The sequence below is a fragment of the Halomonas sp. AOP5-B2-8 genome (genome assembly GCF_052376475.1).
GTDB lineage: Bacteria > Pseudomonadota > Gammaproteobacteria > Pseudomonadales > Halomonadaceae > Vreelandella > Vreelandella casei.
In genome coordinates, this window is record NZ_JBQSVS010000001.1 from 36,033 (window position 1) to 52,537 (window position 16,505).

Here is a 16,505-nt window from a genome sequence, read left to right on the forward strand (position 1 = left end):
CAAATGTCGGTTTTTTAAGATGAACTTTAGTCGCTATAAACTTTAGTCTTTATAAGCTGTGTTCTTTATAGGCTTTAGTCTTTATAAGCTTTAGTCGTTACCTCTTTTTAGTCGCTACGCCTTGTAGCCGCAAACCATCGACAAAATGGACGGGAAGCACCACGAATGCCGATTCAAGCCATCCGCTCACAGCGCCTCTATCGTCAGATTGCTGATCAGCTTCAGCAGCTTATCAGTGAAGGAGAATTCCCTCCGGGAACGCTGCTCCCTCCTGAGCGCGAGCTTGCCCTATCACTTGGCGTTAGTCGCGCATCCGTTAGAGAGGCTTTGATTGCCCTGGAAGTAGTAGGCCAAGTGGCCGTGCGTGTTGGCTATGGTGTGGTGGTGCTCGACGCTCGCTATACGTCTATCGAACCGGTGATGCGTGCAGCCGCACGCACCGAACCCTGGGCGCTGGACCCTGAGTTCGAGAGCGAAATCGAGCTCAATTTAAATGAAGAAATTCCGCCCTTTTCTCTCCTTCAGACACGCCGCTACCTGGAGCCAGAAATTGCTGCCTTGGCAGCCCAGAATGCATCTGAAGAAGATCTGAAAGCGATGCGCTTAGCGTATAAGCGCAACGTGTCCGACAACGCCAACGGCGGGCGCAACTGCGCGGGGGATCGCCTGCTGCATATCCGCATTGCCGAAGCATCGGGCAATGCGGCCTATGCGCTGTTGATCAAGCACCTACTCGGGCATAAATACGGTCCCATGTTCCGCCGCCTCCAAGACTTATTTATGGAAACGGACATGCCGCAGCGCTCTCAGGACGACCACGAACGAATCGTTGAGGCCATTGAAGCACGTGACCCCGATGCGGCTCGCCATGCGATGGAAGTACATCTCGACCATGTGCTCAACGTTTTCTTTGCAGAGTGAGCCGCCGTACTTAAGCCACCGCACTAGCGTGATGGCTTGATCGCTGAATACACTTTGAAGCGACGGTTATCCGCTAGGGTTTGAAAGTCTTGGAACGCACGCTGCAAGTGCTCTGGATAAGGCAAAAAGCCATTGGCGACAATCACTAAACGACCGCCTGCGCTTAGATGCTCTGGCGCTCCGTTTATTAAGCGCTGGCTAGGACCATAGCTAATATCACGCTCTTTGTGAAACGGTGGATTGCTGATAATCCAGTCAAACTGCTCGCCTTCCAATGCACTAAAGACATCACTATGCAGCACACGCCCTGCTAGCCCATTAGCGGCCAACGTACGCTTACAGGCCTCTATTGCAAAAGCGCTGACGTCGATAGCGGTCACATGATGGCCACGCTGCGCCAGCCAAGCGCTCACAATGCCGTCACCACAGCCCATATCGAGCACTTTAAGCGGCTTGTTTGGCAAACAACTGTCGATACTTTCCAGCATCAGCAGCGTGCCCTCGTCCACTTTGCCATGACCAAACACGCCTGGATGGCTCTCCAGCGTTACTCCGACGGCCTCAAAACGTTGCCAAGCGCTATCGCTGGCTCCATTCCCACTGGCTAAGTCTAGCGCCGCAGTGCGAGTGACAAAAAGCGAGCAGCGCCGCGCATTATCTCGCTTATCGCATGGCATACCCAGCTCAGCCAATATTTTAGGAACTCGCTTAATGCCCCCCTGATGCTCACCCACTATTTCAATGGATGTACCGGTGGGTAGCTGCTCGCATAGCCACTTAAGCCACCAGATACCCAGCTGGTGCGCTTTGGGCCAAAATAATACGACCTCTTTGCCCAACGGCTCACCGACAGCTCTTTCAAAGGGATTGTGGGCTTGCTTGCCTTTGGCGGCCCACTCGTTCAGCACGCCCTGATTGCCACTGACCACGCCCTCTGACTGGTCAGCCAGCCAGCTATCCATGGGAGGGTCGATGACCCACAGCGCGGCATAATTATCCTGCTGACGTTCTAGTAACTGACACGCGGGCACTCTTGCGCTCATTCAGTGATCTCCGGTTTGCTTAATGTGTAAAGTAGATAGCGGCCTAGGCGCCAATGCGGATCTTGGCGACAGTACTGTTTTTCCAACTCCAGCAGTGTTTCACGCTCAACGGGTGTCGTAGGCGGCTGGCGCAAATAATCTTGGAACACACGAATACCGGCAACGGCCTCTATTCGCAGCCCGTTCTCAGCGCTCCACTGCTCAATATCAGCGTGGGTCACGGGTGAAATGGGCGTCAATCGTTGGCGCTTACCTTTGCCCGCTAAGCGATCGCTCAAGGCCTTTTCTAGATTGCCTTTGACCGCGTTCGAAAAACGCAGCGCGTCGCGATTGAATACCATCAAACTCAGCTGCCCGCCGGGCGCTAATAAAGTGCTCAAAGCAGCGACTGCCGCCCGCGGATCGCCCAGCCACTCCAGCACCGCATGACAGGTAATCAGCGCCCATGGTCCGGGTGCCTGATCGACTAATGACTGCAGCGGCGCCTGCACATAGGTAACGGCCTCTTCCGGTAGCGATTTCGCGTCACGATGCCAATGCTTAGCGTAATTCAGCATATCCTCTGAAGGCTCAGACATGGTCACCGCGTGCCCTCGCTCAGCAAACCACGCCGCTTGCTGACCTAATCCCCCGCCCACATCTAGCACCTTTTGGCCGTTTAGCTGCAGCATGGTGGGTAGCAAATAGTCGAGCATGGCTAAGCGCAGCTCGCCTCGGGGCGCTTGATAAAGAGAGCGGGAAAATTTGTCGGCTAAACCGTCAAAATAGCGATCGCCAGCCTGCGTTAATTCATAACTATTTATGAGGTTGTTCTTCGACATATCGTTGGGGTGCATACCGCAGGCGTCGCTTTAGGCATAAAGGGGCCCGTAGTTTACCTTCCTTAGCCGTCAAACGCTTGCTTGTAAATCGGTTGCTCCCACGCGCTAAACCTTTTATCGTGGGAACGTTCCCATTTCGCAGTCGATCGCTATGTCTACCGCCGCTCGCCGCTCCACCCTTCTTGAAGTCGCTCGCTTAGCCGGCGCGTCTAAAACCAGCGTTTCACGTTACTTCGGCGATGAGCGCGAACGGCTGTCTCCGTCACTACAGGCACGTATTGCCGAAGCGGCAGAGCGGCTGGGCTATCAGCCCAACCAAATGGCACGCGGCTTAAAAGGCGGCCACTCCAAGCTAATCGGTATGCTGGTAGCGGATATACGCAACCCTTTTTCGGTCGCGATTACGCATGGAGTTGAACAAGCATGCCGCCAGCATGGCTATTCGCTACTGATGTGTAACACAGATAATGACCCCGAGCAGGAACGTCAGCACCTAGCATTGCTGGGTGCTTATCAGGTGGCAGGCTTGGTGGTGAATGCCGCCGGTAGTCCCGAGCGCCAGCTGCATCGATTTATCAGCCAGGGAACACCGGTTGTCTTGCTCGACCGTGAAGTAAATCACGTCGATACAGAGGTGGTGGGCCTCGACAATCAGCGAGCCATAGCGCTGGCGCTCGACCATCTCACTGCCCAAGGATATCAAGCCCTGCTGTATGTCAGCGAAGCGCCTGAGCGGTCGAGTAGCCGACAGCAGCGATTAACCCACTTTATCCACGACGCCACACAGCGCGAATTGACGCACGCCACGCTGCTGCTGCCAGCCGATGGCGATACCGCTGCGCTTGAGACGCTTCGCCGCTTTCTCAGCGAGCACAGTTCGCTATGCTGCGCAGTTCTATGCGCTAACGGCAACGTGACGTTAGACGTCGCACGGCTGTTTCAAAAACTCGGGTTACGCCTGGGCGAGGTAGGCCTAATGGGCATTGATGAACTCGACTGGTGTGCACTCGTCGCCCCGGGCATCACAACACTAGCGCAGCCCACCAATACGATCGGCAAAACTGCGATGCACTGTTTAATGCACCGCATTACGCCTACCAAAGTGGCCATGCCCAAGCAGCTCAGCTTTCCACCCAAACTGATGGCACGCGGCTCTACGCAGCGCTAATATTTTTGCAGTACAAATCAATCACAGGTATCACGAATTAATCATTGCGGTCACAAATGGTATCGTTCCCATATCGGGCTAATCACAACATTACGAGATGACTTATGCCTCCTTCATTTTCAAATCATCCGGAAATTCTCACCTTTGGCGAGGCCATGACCATGTTTGTGGCGCAGTCGCCGGGCAAACTTTCGGCAATAGAACATTTTCAGCGCCGCATTGCAGGAGCAGACACTAATGTCGCGATCGGCTTGGCGCGACTAGGGTTTCATGTTGGCTGGTTGAGCCGGGTGGGCAGTGACAGTTTTGGCGACTTTATTCGCCAAACGCTAGAGCATGAAGGGCTCGACTGCCGCTATCTGCATAACGATAGCGAGCACCCTACAGGGCTGCTTTTCAAAGAGCGTGCGCTGGATGGAGCCGACCCTAGCGTTGAGTATTTTCGTCGCGGCAGCGCCGCCAGCCACCTAACCTCGCAAGACGCTAGCAATGTCGATTTCGCGGCGCTTCGCCATGTGCACGCGACCGGCATTCCCCCGGCGCTGTCTGCCAGCGCCCGCGAGCTTTCCTATCACATGCTCAAAGAGGCACGCGCGGGCGGTGCCAGCATCTCCTTTGATCCCAATTTACGCCCCAGCCTGTGGGCCAGTGAATCTGACATGCGCGAGACGCTCAATGCCCTTGCCGCCTTGTCTGACTGGGTATTGCCAGGGCTTTCAGAAGGCCAGCTACTCACCGGTCAGAAGACGCCCTATGACGTAGCAGGTTACTATCTTGACCAAGGCGCCAGCGCCGTCATTATCAAGCTGGGGCCGGAAGGCAGCTATTATCGCGGCCATTTAGACGGTCAAGAAGAGAGCTTTACTGTAGACGGTTGCCAAGTAGACGAGGTTGTGGATACCGTAGGTGCCGGCGATGGCTTCGCAGTGGGTGTTGTCAGCGCCTTGTTAGACGGCCGCTCGGCACGCCAAGCGGCCATGCGCGGCAATCTGATCGGCGCTCAAGCGATTCAGGTCATTGGCGATATGGAAGGCCTGCCTGATCGCGAGCGGCTAAGCACGCTTGAAGCCGACCAGCCAACTGCTTAACTCGACACAATTTTAATAAGGAAGTATCAGTGAAAAAACGCTTAGTGGTTCAAGGACGTCTTAACGATGCTCAGCTATCAGAACTTAGCGGCTTGTTTGAGGTAGACGTACTGCCTAAATCAGCCAAGCTTGATGCCCCAGAGAGCCGCGCATTATTAGCCCAGGCCCATGGCATTGTGGGTTCTGGCCTGCCGATTACGGCAAAGATTTTGGATGCTGCGCCCAATCTTGCCGTCATCGCGACCATCTCTGTTGGCTATGACAGCATCCCCGTTGATGAGCTCACTAAGCGCGGCATTATGCTGTGTAATACGCCTGACGTACTCACCGAGACCACCGCTGATACGGGCTTTACGCTTATTATGGCCACCGCACGCCGCGTGGTTGAATTAGCCCAATGGGTCAAAGATGGCCACTGGCAGGCTGGCGTTGGCCCTGAACAGTTCGGTAGCGATGTGCACGGCAAAACGCTGGGCATGGTCGGCTTTGGACGCATTGGCCAGGCCGTCGCTCGGCGCGGTGCCCTGGGATTTGGCATGAAGGTGCTTTACGCTAAAGCCTCTGCCAAGCCTGAATTAGACCGTGAGCTGGGTGCCCAGCACCGCGAACTTAGCGAGCTGCTGGCTGAATCCGATTTTGTCTGCGTGACGGTTCCTCTTACCGCTGAAACCGAGCGTCTGATCGGCGCCCAAGAGTTTGCACTGATGAAGCCGTCTGGCATCTTCATCAATATCGCCCGCGGCAAAGTGGTCGATGAAAATGCGCTGATCCAGGCACTCGAAAACGGCGTGATTAAAGCGGCCGGCCTGGATGTGTTTGAGCAAGAACCGCTGCCAGCTTCATCACCGCTAGCCACGATGGCCAATGTCGTGGCCTTGCCTCATATTGGCTCTGCCACTCATGAAACGCGCGATGCGATGGCCCAACGTGCGGTGGATAATATCCGCCTGGCGCTGCAGGGCGAGCGGCCCATTAGCCTGGTCAACGAAGAAACATGGCGATGAGCAGCGCGACGCCAGCAGCGGCGCCTTTCTGCCTGCTTTTTGACTGCGACGGCACGCTGGTTGATAGCGAGGTGCTGCTCGCCGATGTCATGGGGACGATTCTTCCCGAATTCGGTTTGCCGTTTTCCGCCCAGCAGTACATGGAGGAATTTCGGGGGGTGCGTTTCCAGACCATCGTTCAAACGCTGGAAAGCCGCTTTCAAGCACTCACTGACAGCGAGTTTTCGGCGCTTGAAGCAGGCATGCGCGCACGCATGGAGACACGCATGCGCTCAGAACTTGAAGCTATTCCCGGCATGCCCGCCGCGCTGGAAAAGCTAGGAGCCCACCCTAAAGCGGTGGTTTCCAATGGCCCTGAACCCAAAATCCGCTGTGCGCTAGAAAGCACTGAGCTTGGCCATCATTTTGGCGACCGCCTATTCAGCGCCTATACCCTTAATGTGTGGAAGCCCGACCCTGAGCTGTATCGCCAAGCGGCCGCTGCCATGGGCTACGCCCCCCAGGCGTGCATCGTTATTGATGACGCGGCCGTGGGCGTAGAAGCGGGACTAAAAGCAGGTATGCACGTAGTGCATCTCAATCACTTTCCAGAAGAAGAGCGCACGCCTGAAGGCGCGGTGGGCATTCATCATGCCAGTGAATTGCCCGCCGCTATCGCGCGCTTATCTCTGCAAGCAACCGTCTAGCCATTGACGGTGGTTGGCTCGCTCGCTAAAAGCAGGTAGCCAAGCGCTCCTTAACGTTGAGGTCGGCGTCTATCAGCATCAGTTGGCGCCATTTATCGAACGTTAAGCAAGGATGGGAGGCGCCAAAAGCGAGAATGTCCCCCACCTTGATATCCGATACCCCTTCGGGAAGCTTTATAAAGGTGTGCTGATCCATAATGTTCGTCACCTCCCAGCCGGCCACTGACAAAAGCTGCGCTGGGTCACCGCCTTCCCGATAGCGGCGTAAGACCACCGGTAACGGGTCATAGCCAATATCGCGTTTTCCTAGCGCAACGATGGCAAGCCCCTGCTCAGGAAGCGACTGTACCTGGGCAAAGACTTCCAGCGCTGGCTCCAGTCCTTGATGCAAATCAGGGCGGCGTTCTAGCACCGCAGATTGCGCTTCACGGTATAGCCCGTGATCGTGTACGACGTAACAACCGGGGCGCAGTACGGGGGTAAACTTCTCCTGAAGCAGGGATGTTTGAAAGGCTTCAGCAATAACGTCGTACCAGGCAGAACCCGACGCCGTCACAATGGGGTTGGGCTCTGAAAAGCGCTGTTCAGCCTCAAGCTCTAGAGCAACATCCACTAAATACTTGGCATAGGCACGAATGCCCGCCTCTGGATTATCACCGTGAACAACGCCTTCATAGCCTTCTAAACCCGCTAATGACAGAGCCGGCTCACCGGCGATGGCTTCCGCCAGCGAGAGAATTTCCTGCTGATTGCGGCAACCACAGCGCCCCCCCGCTACGCCCACTTCAATGAGAACCGATAACGTCAAGCCACGTTCGGCAAAGAAGCGCCCTAATTCGCGCACGTTGTCATGATTATCAACCACACAGTAAAACGTAGCCCCCTGCCCGATCAGGCCCGCGACAATCGCCATATTCGCCTGCCCAACTAACTGGTTGGCCATTAATAATCGCGTGGCGCCGTGAGTGAAAGCGGCACGACACTGTGGCGCGGTCGCCAGGGTTATGCCCCACGCCCCCGCCTGAAGCTGGCGACGAAACAGTGCTGGCGTCATGGTGGTCTTGCCGTGGGGCGCTAAGCGAGCACCGTGGGCCTCTGCAAACCGTTGCATCCAAGCCAGGTTATGGTTAAGCGGCCCTTCATGCACTACGGCGGCGGGCAGGCTGACACCGGACAAAAGATTGGGACCCAGTTCCACGCTGCCTTTTTCCATTGCTAACGTCACTACTTCCATGCGCCCATCTCCTCGCTCTTTGCCTGCGCCTCATCATCATGAATGACAAAGCGGCAATGTTAGATACTTTCACACTCATTGACTTCAAGTTAGAAACTAACATACTTTTAAGGCAAGGCAACCTTCAGGAGCCCACGGTGAGCCAAGAAATAGATATTTTATCCCGTATTACGACTGACGTTAGCGCGCTTCGTGATGCGGAAAAAAAAGTGGCTGAGCTTATCTTCGCCGATATCGATTTTGTCACCGAAGCAAGTATCGGTGAGATTGCCCAGCGCGCCGGGGTTAGCGATGCAAGTGTGACTCGCTTTGCACGCGCCGTCGGCTGCACCAACGTACGCGACTTAAAAACACGCTTAAATCGAGCGTTGGCAGCAGGCCGACGCTTTATTCAAGAAGCGACCCCTGACGATAGCTCAAGCGTGGTGTATGACATTGCTATGCAGACGCTGGCGTTTAACCGAGATCTTCTCGCTCAGGCGGATATACCCGGAGCCGTTGAGCAGCTGGATAAAGCGCGACAGATCCTCGTTTTTGGCGCGGGAGGTGGCTCTAGCATTCTCTCGCAGGAGCTTCAGTTTCGCCTAGTGCGTCTTGGCTATGCAGTGTGCGCCTACCCTCAAGCGCTGTTGCCTCGCATGGTGGCATCGACGCTTGAGCCGGACGATGTGGTGGTCGTGCTGTCCGCCACCGGCTACACCCCTGAAATGGTGGAGTCTGCGCAAATTGCCAAGCAGTACGGCGCCACCGTTATCGCTATTACGGCGATGAACTCGCCACTCGCCAACACTGCCGACATTGTGCTGCCGGTGACCTCGCGTGAAACCGACTTTATCTATCATCCTTCGGCATCACGCTACGCCATGCTTGCCGTCATCGATGTCTTGGCACTTGAGCTTGCTATGCGCCATCGCGAGCGCTCGCGCACTAAGCTGCGCCGGCTCAAGCTGAGCCTAGATGACCATCGCGGTGGTGATAATCGCCAGCCATTAGGAGACTAAAATGGTCTATGACCTGCTAATTCGTAATGCCAATGTGCTCGATGGCTCTGGCGCCCCACATTTTCGTGCTGATGTTGCTATTCAAGGCGAACGCATCTGCGCCATCGGCAATATGCCCGATGCAACGGCCACCACCATTATTGATGCGCAAGAGCGCTACCTAGCGCCGGGTTTTATCGACGTTCATACCCACGACGATACGAATGTCGTGCGTACTCCAGCAATGCTGCCAAAACTAACCCAGGGAATAACCACCGTGGTCGTGGGTAACTGCGGCATTAGTGCCAGCCCCGTCACACTAACCCATGACGTTCCCGACCCGATGAACCTATTGGGCGATTTAGAAGACTTCCGCTATTCAAGCTTTGCAGCCTATGCCAACGCGGTAGACGCCGCGATGCCCAGTATTAACGTGGCGGCATTAGTGGGACACACCAGTTTGCGTAGCCAGGTCATGGATAGTTTCTCGCGACCTGCCAGCGAAGACGAGATCCATTCGATGGCTTCACGTCTGCGCCAAGCGCTTGATGAGGGCGCGCTTGGGCTAAGTTCAGGACTTGCTTATCGTAATGCGATCCACGCGCCGAGCGCAGAGATGGCCCCGCTAGTAGCGGTCGTCGGGGAATCGGGTGGCGTTTACACCACTCACCTTCGCGATGAGTTTGCCGGCTTACTGGATGCGATGGACGAGGCCTTTAGCACTGCTCGCAATGGCAAAGTGCCACTAGTGATCTCACATCTAAAATGCGCCGGCGCAGGCAACTGGGGCGGTGCTGGGAAAGCACTTAATAAACTTGAAATCGCCGCACAGCATCAACATGTTCACTGTGACTGCTACCCCTACACGGCGGGTTCTTCTACTCTCGACCTGGGCCAAGTGACCGATGAAATTGAGATTACGATTACCTGGTCACACCCCCACCCAGAACAGGCGCGGCGCCCGCTGAAAGACATCGCTGCCGAGTGGAACTTGTCATTACTGGACGCTGCAAAGCAGCTGCAGCCTGCAGGGGCGGTTTACCACAACATGAGTGAGGCGGATATGCAGCAAGTGCTCGCGCATCCGCTCTCCATGGTGGGCTCCGATGGCCTGCCCAACGACCCGCACCCGCATCCACGGCTATGGGGCGCCTTCCCGCGCGTTCTTGCCCATTACAGCCGTGATTTAAACCTAATGCCACTGGCAGAAGCGGTGCGCAAGATGACCAGTCTTTCAGCGGCCAACTTTGGCTTAACGGATCGCGGCACTGTGCGCATCGGCGCCTACGCCGATCTCACTCTCTTTGATCTCGACGCATTAGAAGATACCGCCAATTACGAAACCCCCATCGCGGCGGCCAAAGGCATCGATATGGTCGTGGTCAATGGCAGGATCGCTTATTACCAAGGCGCTATTACCGACCAGCGCCACGGGCGAATGTTACGCCGCACTGAGCGTATTCCTCAAAACAATTTCATCGTTCAACCCAACCAGGAGCAAACACCATGAGCATTACTCGATACGGCACTGAAGGCGGCGTAGGCACCGGCGGACAAAAGCTACCCTTTGCACGCGCCGTAGAAGCAGGCGGCTGGCTATATGTATCTGGCCAAACGCCTATGACCGACGGTGAAGTCGTTGAAGGCAGCATCGTTGAGCAGACCCGCCTCGCGTTCGATAACTGCATCGCCATCATGCAAGAAGCCGGATATGGCGTCGAAGATGTCGTTCATGTCACCACCGTGCTAACGGATGCACGCTATTTTAGCTCTTTCAATAAAGTCTTTAAGGAGATATTTGGCGATAACCCGCCGGCGCGCATCTGTAGCGTTCAGGACTTAGTGGTGGACTGCAAAGTGGAAGTAGACGTGAAATGTTACCGCGCTGACCGCGCCTAAACGCCATAAAGAAAACGCCGCACCCCGGCAAGGGTGCGGCGCCAGATTACCGCGTGATTAGGAGAAAAAGCCTCGCGATAGTCGCTTCCATTGCCTACTGACGGCCGCGGCAACGGCCGGATAAACAACGATAAGAGGTTACCATGAACAGTCAAATATTCCTCACCACCTTTGTGCTCTACATTGTCGCGATGGTGGTATTTGGATGGTGGGTTTCAAGACACAAACGCGGCAGTGGCGACGACTTTTTACTTGGCGGGCGCAGCGTTCCCCTCTTTCTGACGGTGGGCACGACGGTGGCTACTATGGTGGGTACCGGTTCCAGTATGGGTGCCGTCGGTTTCGGCTACGCCAATGGATGGGCCGGTGCGCTATACGGGCTCGGCGGCGCTGTGGGCATCCTATTGCTAGCCGTTTGTTTTGCGCCGGTTCGTAAGTTTCGGTTTATGACCATGAGTGAAGAATTGGCCTACTACGTTGGCGCTAACCGTCTAGTACGCAACGTCGTTGCCCTGCTGATCTATATCGCCTGCATCGGCTGGCTGGGCGCGCATATTCTGGGGGGCGGTCTGTATCTTTCCTGGATGGCAGGGATTGATCTAACCACTGCCCGCATTCTCGTCGCCTTAGGCTTCGGCATTTATTGCGTTGTGGGAGGATATTTTGCGGTTATCTGGACCGACACCATTCAAGCCGTTGTGCTCTTCGCGGGCTTCATTTTAATGGCGGTGCTTGCCTTGATCGAAGTCGGCGGTTTCTCAGGGTTAACGGCAGGCATGGAGGTCAGTGCCACAAGCTTTCTAGGCATTGATAAAATAGGCGCGCTCCCCGCCCTTTCGTTAGCGGCCGTTATTGCTATTGGCGTGTTGGCAACACCGTCTTTCCGCCAGCGTATTTATTCTGGCGAGTCAGTGAAGTCAGTCCGTCGCTCGTTCTTGATTACCGGGGTGCTCTACCTAGGCTTTTCTATCATCCCCGCGATCATTGGCATGGCCACTCACGCCCTTAATCCTGGGCTTGATAATAGTAACTACGCGTTCCCCTTTCTGGCGACTGAAATCATGCCACTCGGGCTAGGGTTATTGTTATTAGTCGCCGGCCTTTCTGCGACCATGTCGAGTGCAAGCTCAGATGCCCTTGCCGGTGTTTCCACGCTGATTCGTGATTTATATGTGCTCGTAGCGGGACGCACACCTTCAGCACGCAACGTCGTGCGTTTTTCACGTATTGCGCTCGTCGCCACTATTGGCCTGGCGCTACTCTTCGCGCTTGCCTCAGACAATGTGATCACCTACATCACCCGCATGATCTCAACGATACTGTCAGGCCTGTTTGTGACAGCCATGCTGGGTCGTTTTTGGCCACGCTATAACTGGCAAGGCGCGATCGCTACGCTAATTTTCGCTTCAGCAACCTCACTAATCATTATTGCTAACAGCGAATGGACGGCTTTCTGGGGTAATCCGAGCATTCCCGCAGTGCTAGCCGCCTTGGCCGCTGGGGTGATCGTTACTCTCATCACACCCGCCTCACGCGTCACTTCAGAGCAGGCGCTGGCGATTCTAGACCAGGAGCGCCAACGTATGGAGCAAGTGCCTGAGCCAACCTTGACGAATACGGAAACATCCGCGAATAGTTAGCGGCTAACCGAGTAAAAAAGCCCCGCTGGTGACAAACATCAGCGGGGCTTTTTGCATTGCGCATTAAGCGACTAACTTAGGGCTAACTGCCGCACGGCAAGCTCTACACCGCGAAGCTCGGCTAGGCCACGCATGCGCCCGTAAAGCGGGTAACCGGGTGCCGTATTACGCTGCTGATCATCCAGAATGTGATGGCCGTGATCGGGGCGGAGCGGCAAACGCCCGCCACCCTCTTTTTCACGGCGGGACTCCTCTTCCACCAGCGCCTTTATGACGCCGACCATATCCACGTCGCCATTGAGATGCGGCGCCTCGTGAAACGAGCGCGCATCTTCTTCGCGCTGCGTGGCGCGCAGGTGGATAAAGTGAATATGCGGGGCAAAGTGGCGCGTCATGGCAATCAAATCATTGTCTTCACGAACGCCGTAAGAACCCGTACACAGCGTCAAACCATTGGCCGGGCTTGGCAGGCGATCAATGATCCACTGGGCATCGTCACGAGTTGAGACAACCCGAGGTAGCCCCAGCAGCGGCCGAGGCGGATCATCCGGATGAATCGCCATACGAATACCCACTTCTTCAGCCACAGGGATAATGGCCTGCAGAAAATAGCCTAGATTATCCCGCAGTCGCGTCGCATCAATCTCAGCGTACTCGGCCAGCACGCCTCGAAACTGCTCCAGCGTATAGTGCTCTTCAGCACCGGGCAGCCCTGCAATCAATGTATTGACGAGCTTGTCGCGGCCACCGCTATCCAATCCTTCAAGATAGCGGCTCGCCTGAGCCTTATCTTCATCGCTGTACTCTTGTTCGGCACCTGGGCGCTGAAGCAGATACAGATCAAACGCCGCAAAGGCCACCTGATCAAAGCGCAACGCCAGCGCACCATCCGGCAATGCATAGGTAAGGTCCGTACGCGTCCAGTCGAGCACCGGCATAAAGTTGTAGCAAACGGTATCGATTCCGCAGGCCGCCAGGTTGCGCAGCGTTTGGCAATACGTTGCTATCAGCGCATCGCGCTCGGGCAGGCCTTTTTTGATAGCTTCATTTACCGGCACGCTTTCAACCACCGACCAGCGCAGCCCGGCGGCTTCAATCATAGCCTTGCGCGCTTGAATGGCCGCTACCGGCCACACCTGATCATTGGGTATCTCATGCAATGCCGTGACAATGCCGGTCGCACCTGTTTGGCGTACTTCCTCAAGCCGGATTGCATCATTAGGGCCAAACCAGCGCCACGTATGCTCCATTACTTTCTCCCTATTGTTCGCTGTTTAGCGCGGCTAGCGCCCCGTTCAGCCCGCCTTGTTTCAGCACGCGATACGCTGACACTACCGCGTCAACAAATGGCTGATTCGCGGCAAGCTGTGCAGGCACTATTTCATCGATTGCCAAAAACGCGCCAACCAGCGCATCCGGATGATCACCGTGAATGTGATGCAGCTCAGCAAAAAGTTTAGCCATCGGGTCATCGACAGAATATGCCTGCCCGTTTAAATCATAGCCCGCGGTATAGTGGATCCATGCCGCCACCCCCAGCGCCACACACGGCGAAGCCTGCCCCGCATTAGCGCGAGTCAAGGCACCGGTTAACCAGCGCTGAGGCAGCTTTTGACTGGCATCCATAGCAATTTGCTGTAGGCGATGACGCAGGCTGTCATTAGTAAATCGCGCCAGCAGCGAATCCGCATAGACGACAAGGTCAGCCCCTTCCGGCATATCAAGCGTAGGGGCTGCCTCTTCGAGCATATAGCGACGCAACAGCGCACGCAGCGCTGGATGGCCTACGCCCTCAACCACCGTTTCGATACCGGCTAATGCGCCAAGGTAAGCCAGCAGTGAGTGGCTGCCGTTCAACATGCGCAGCTTCATGGTTTCAAACGGCGCGACGTCACGCACCATCTCAACCCCTTCAGTTTCCCAGCGGGGCCGGCCTGTGGGGAAGTTATCCTCTACGACCCACTGTGAAAATTCCTCGCCCACGACGGCGTTGGGGTCGTTAACATCTAATGCCGCAAGGCGCTCGAAATCCGCGTCGGTCATGGCGGGCACAATACGGTCAACCATGCTGCTGGGAAACGCGACTCGCTGATCAATCCAGCGAGCCAGCTCAGCGCTACGCTGTTCGGCAAGCCGCAAAACGGCCATTCGCGTACGCTGGCCGTTTTGCGGCATGTTGTCACAAGAAAGCACCGTGAACGGCGCAGTGCCCGCGCTATAGCGTCGTGCTAACGCTTCTACCAACAGCCCTGGCGCCGTACGGGGCTGCCGAGGCGAGGCAATGTCGCCCGCCACCATCGGGTCATCAATGCGCAGCTCGCCGGTAGCCGGATTAAGGAAGTAGCCTTTTTCCGTAACGGTTAACGTCACAATACGGGTCGTCGGCGCGGCTAGCCGAGTAAGCAGCGCTTCTCGATCACGCCCCCAGTTACCTGCGGCATCACAGCCAGAAAATAGCGTTTCTTCGATAACTCCGATTTCGCGTAGCGTTAGCGTTTGTGCATCGGCATATTCAGCCACATGGTAGCGATAATCGGCCCCGCGCAAGCTATCAACTAATGCAATACTTGAGCGTAAGTTTGCGCTGCATACGCCCCACTCACCGTCGCCGCTACGCCGTCGATAGCGCTCAAGGTAAACCGCCTGATGCGCACGATGAAAGGCACCTAAACCTAAATGCACAATCCCAATCTGGCCCGTTTTAGGCATCGCGTCTATGCGCTGTGTCGCCATTGTTAATTACTCCCCATCAATAGATTAGGCAGCCAAAGCGAAATGGCAGGCACGTAGGTCACGAGGAACAGCACAGCTAAATTGCACAGCAGAAACGGTACGATCGCTCTGGCGACCGTTAGCATCGGCAGCTTGCCAATCCCGGCGACGACAAATAGGCAGACGCCCACCGGCGGCGTTGTCAGTCCTATCATCAGGTTCATAACGGCGATCACCGCAAAGTGCACCGGATCGACGCCAACGCCCGTCGCCACGCCGACCAGCGCGGGGAACAGAATGATCAGTGCTGCAATGGTTTCCATAAAGGCACCCACAAACAGCAAAATTAAATTCAAAATCAAAAGTACAATCAGTGGATTATCGCTGATGGATAGAATCAGGCTCGCAATCATCTGAGGAATTTGCTCGCTGGTCAGTATCCAGCCAAACAAGTTTGCCAACCCCACCATTAGCAGCAGCGCCGACGAGGTTAAAACGGTGTCGGCTAAGATCGAGGGAAGCTTTCTCCACGTCAGTCCTTTATAAACGTACATCCCGACTACCAGCGCATAAAGGCAGGCGACAATCGATGCTTCGGTCGGCGTGAAAAAACCGCCGATAATGCCGTAAAGAATAATCACGGTCATCAAGAGTGCCCAGAACGCCGTTTTGGCTTCTTTAAGCAGCTGCATTACCGGTACGCGCTTCTCTTTTGGATAGCCGCGACGCACGGCCAGAACGTAAACCGTGATCATCATGGCAAGCCCCATCAGCAGGCCTGGAATGGCACCTGCGAGGAACATGCGGCCCACTGAAATGCCACTCAGAGAGCCCGCAATAATCATTGGCACGCTGGGGGGAATAATCGGCCCTACGGTAGACGATGCAGCGGTGACCGCCGCCGCAAACGGCTTGTCATAGCCTGAGCGCGCCATGCCCGGAATCATTACCGCGCCAATGCTCGCTGAGTCCGCGACAGCCGTGCCGGAAATACCGCCAAAAATCATTGAGCCGCCTACGTTGGCAAGCCCCAAGCCACCACGGATATGGCCTAGTAACGCATTCGCAAAACGCACAATATGCTCAGTGATATTGCCTACATTCATCAAATTGCCTGCCAGCACAAAGCCGGGAATACACAGCAATACAAAGGTGTCGATGCCCGCATACATACGTTGCGGCACAATCGTTAACGAAATACCTTCCAACAGTAGATAAGACAAGGACGCGATGCCGAGCGCAAACGCGATGGGCATTCCCACTACCAGTAAGACTAAAAAGACGCTAAAGAGGATAATAACTTCCATGC

Annotated in this window: 15 protein-coding genes; 9 read left to right on the forward strand and 6 right to left on the reverse strand. The window is 55.6% G+C overall.

Translation table 11 applies throughout. The features are described 5' to 3' along the window. The first annotated feature begins 165 nt into the window (after positions 1 to 165). Entirely contained in the window at positions 166 to 921 is a 756-nt protein-coding gene (locus tag ACT3RP_RS00175; protein ID WP_193062433.1) for a FadR/GntR family transcriptional regulator, read from the forward strand. 23 nt (positions 922 to 944) lie between these two features. Here ACT3RP_RS00175 and ACT3RP_RS00180 read toward each other — a convergent pair whose 3' ends face one another. Together ACT3RP_RS00180 and ACT3RP_RS00185 are read right to left on the reverse strand one after the other, a co-directional pair. Beyond that, positions 945 to 1,964, reverse strand: a complete 1,020-nt coding sequence (locus ACT3RP_RS00180; RefSeq protein WP_444671712.1) for a methyltransferase — start codon at positions 1,962 to 1,964, stop codon at positions 945 to 947. Beyond that, on the reverse strand, positions 1,961 to 2,800 hold the full coding sequence (locus ACT3RP_RS00185; RefSeq protein ID WP_441685039.1) for a methyltransferase domain-containing protein: 840 nt from the start codon (positions 2,798 to 2,800) through the stop codon (positions 1,961 to 1,963). The genes ACT3RP_RS00180 and ACT3RP_RS00185 overlap by 4 nt, the downstream gene beginning before the upstream one ends. A 136-nt stretch (positions 2,801 to 2,936) precedes the next feature. Here ACT3RP_RS00185 and ACT3RP_RS00190 point away from each other — a divergent pair, with 136 nt between their 5' ends. The 4 genes from ACT3RP_RS00190 (at position 2,937) to ACT3RP_RS00205 (ending at position 6,731) form a co-directional block, all read left to right on the forward strand. Further along, positions 2,937 to 3,953 carry a LacI family DNA-binding transcriptional regulator gene (locus ACT3RP_RS00190; RefSeq protein ID WP_444671711.1) on the forward strand — a complete coding sequence of 339 codons (1,017 nt, stop codon included), beginning with the start codon at positions 2,937 to 2,939 and terminating at the stop codon, positions 3,951 to 3,953. Positions 3,954 to 4,057: 104 nt separating this feature from the next. Next, positions 4,058 to 5,041, forward strand: coding sequence for a sugar kinase (locus ACT3RP_RS00195; RefSeq protein WP_483393005.1), 984 nt, complete (start codon positions 4,058 to 4,060; stop codon positions 5,039 to 5,041). 29 nt (positions 5,042 to 5,070) lie between these two features. After that, on the forward strand, positions 5,071 to 6,045 hold the full coding sequence (locus ACT3RP_RS00200; protein ID WP_441685035.1) for a 2-hydroxyacid dehydrogenase: 975 nt from the start codon (positions 5,071 to 5,073) through the stop codon (positions 6,043 to 6,045). After that, a complete protein-coding gene (locus ACT3RP_RS00205; RefSeq protein WP_441685033.1) occupies positions 6,036 to 6,731 on the forward strand; it encodes an HAD-IA family hydrolase in 696 nt (231 codons plus the stop codon). The genes ACT3RP_RS00200 and ACT3RP_RS00205 overlap by 10 nt, the downstream gene beginning before the upstream one ends. A 25-nt stretch (positions 6,732 to 6,756) precedes the next feature. On the opposite strand, the gene ACT3RP_RS00210 is transcribed toward ACT3RP_RS00205, so the two are convergent. Next, positions 6,757 to 7,965: an amino acid deaminase gene (locus ACT3RP_RS00210; RefSeq protein ID WP_441685032.1), complete on the reverse strand. Its 1,209-nt coding sequence runs from the start codon at positions 7,963 to 7,965 to the stop codon at positions 6,757 to 6,759. Positions 7,966 to 8,102: 137 nt separating this feature from the next. On the opposite strand from ACT3RP_RS00210, the gene ACT3RP_RS00215 reads away from it, so the two are divergent. The 4 genes from ACT3RP_RS00215 to ACT3RP_RS00230 all read left to right on the forward strand — a co-directional run bounded on the left by ACT3RP_RS00215 (position 8,103) and on the right by ACT3RP_RS00230 (position 12,484). Continuing rightward, positions 8,103 to 8,966, forward strand: coding sequence for a MurR/RpiR family transcriptional regulator (locus ACT3RP_RS00215; RefSeq protein ID WP_096282385.1), 864 nt, complete (start codon positions 8,103 to 8,105; stop codon positions 8,964 to 8,966). Position 8,967: 1 nt separating this feature from the next. Beyond that, positions 8,968 to 10,455, forward strand: coding sequence for an N-acyl-D-amino-acid deacylase family protein (locus tag ACT3RP_RS00220; RefSeq protein ID WP_441685030.1), 1,488 nt, complete (start codon positions 8,968 to 8,970; stop codon positions 10,453 to 10,455). After that, entirely contained in the window at positions 10,452 to 10,844 is a 393-nt protein-coding gene (locus ACT3RP_RS00225; RefSeq protein WP_096281009.1) for a RidA family protein, read from the forward strand. Before ACT3RP_RS00220 ends, ACT3RP_RS00225 begins: the two co-directional genes overlap by 4 nt. 143 nt (positions 10,845 to 10,987) lie before the next feature. Next, positions 10,988 to 12,484 carry a sodium:solute symporter family protein gene (locus tag ACT3RP_RS00230; protein WP_444671709.1) on the forward strand — a complete coding sequence of 499 codons (1,497 nt, stop codon included), beginning with the start codon at positions 10,988 to 10,990 and terminating at the stop codon, positions 12,482 to 12,484. Positions 12,485 to 12,555: 71 nt separating this feature from the next. Here ACT3RP_RS00230 and uxuA read toward each other — a convergent pair whose 3' ends face one another. The 3 genes from uxuA to ACT3RP_RS00245 are packed head-to-tail and all read right to left on the reverse strand — an operon-like array spanning position 12,556 to position 16,503. Then, positions 12,556 to 13,734, reverse strand: coding sequence for a mannonate dehydratase (uxuA, locus tag ACT3RP_RS00235; RefSeq protein WP_444624739.1), 1,179 nt, complete (start codon positions 13,732 to 13,734; stop codon positions 12,556 to 12,558). Between the two features lie 10 nt (positions 13,735 to 13,744). Continuing rightward, a complete protein-coding gene (locus ACT3RP_RS00240) occupies positions 13,745 to 15,217 on the reverse strand; it encodes a mannitol dehydrogenase family protein (protein WP_444671708.1) in 1,473 nt (490 codons plus the stop codon). A 2-nt stretch (positions 15,218 to 15,219) separates the two neighbouring features. Then, positions 15,220 to 16,503, reverse strand: coding sequence for a TRAP transporter large permease (locus ACT3RP_RS00245; RefSeq protein ID WP_096281017.1), 1,284 nt, complete (start codon positions 16,501 to 16,503; stop codon positions 15,220 to 15,222). Between the last annotated feature and the right edge of the window lie 2 nt (positions 16,504 to 16,505).

Bases quoted from the DNA above. Each gene is read 5' to 3' on its own strand.
- ACT3RP_RS00175 (WP_193062433.1), top strand. From the start codon at position 166: ATGCCGATTCAAGCCATCCGCTCACAGCGCCTCTATCGTCAGATTGCT.
- ACT3RP_RS00180 (WP_444671712.1), bottom strand. From the start codon at position 1,964: ATGAGCGCAAGAGTGCCCGCGTGTCAGTTACTAGAACGTCAGCAGGAT.
- ACT3RP_RS00185 (WP_441685039.1), bottom strand. From the start codon at position 2,800: ATGCACCCCAACGATATGTCGAAGAACAACCTCATAAATAGTTATGAA.
- ACT3RP_RS00190 (WP_444671711.1), top strand. From the start codon at position 2,937: ATGTCTACCGCCGCTCGCCGCTCCACCCTTCTTGAAGTCGCTCGCTTA.
- ACT3RP_RS00195 (WP_483393005.1), top strand. From the start codon at position 4,058: ATGCCTCCTTCATTTTCAAATCATCCGGAAATTCTCACCTTTGGCGAG.
- ACT3RP_RS00205 (WP_441685033.1), top strand. From the start codon at position 6,036: ATGGCGATGAGCAGCGCGACGCCAGCAGCGGCGCCTTTCTGCCTGCTT.
- ACT3RP_RS00210 (WP_441685032.1), bottom strand. From the start codon at position 7,965: ATGGAAGTAGTGACGTTAGCAATGGAAAAAGGCAGCGTGGAACTGGGT.
- ACT3RP_RS00220 (WP_441685030.1), top strand. From the start codon at position 8,968: ATGGTCTATGACCTGCTAATTCGTAATGCCAATGTGCTCGATGGCTCT.
- ACT3RP_RS00225 (WP_096281009.1), top strand. From the start codon at position 10,452: ATGAGCATTACTCGATACGGCACTGAAGGCGGCGTAGGCACCGGCGGA.
- ACT3RP_RS00230 (WP_444671709.1), top strand. From the start codon at position 10,988: ATGAACAGTCAAATATTCCTCACCACCTTTGTGCTCTACATTGTCGCG.
- uxuA (WP_444624739.1), bottom strand. From the start codon at position 13,734: ATGGAGCATACGTGGCGCTGGTTTGGCCCTAATGATGCAATCCGGCTT.
- ACT3RP_RS00240 (WP_444671708.1), bottom strand. From the start codon at position 15,217: ATGGCGACACAGCGCATAGACGCGATGCCTAAAACGGGCCAGATTGGG.
- ACT3RP_RS00245 (WP_096281017.1), bottom strand. From the start codon at position 16,503: ATGGAAGTTATTATCCTCTTTAGCGTCTTTTTAGTCTTACTGGTAGTG.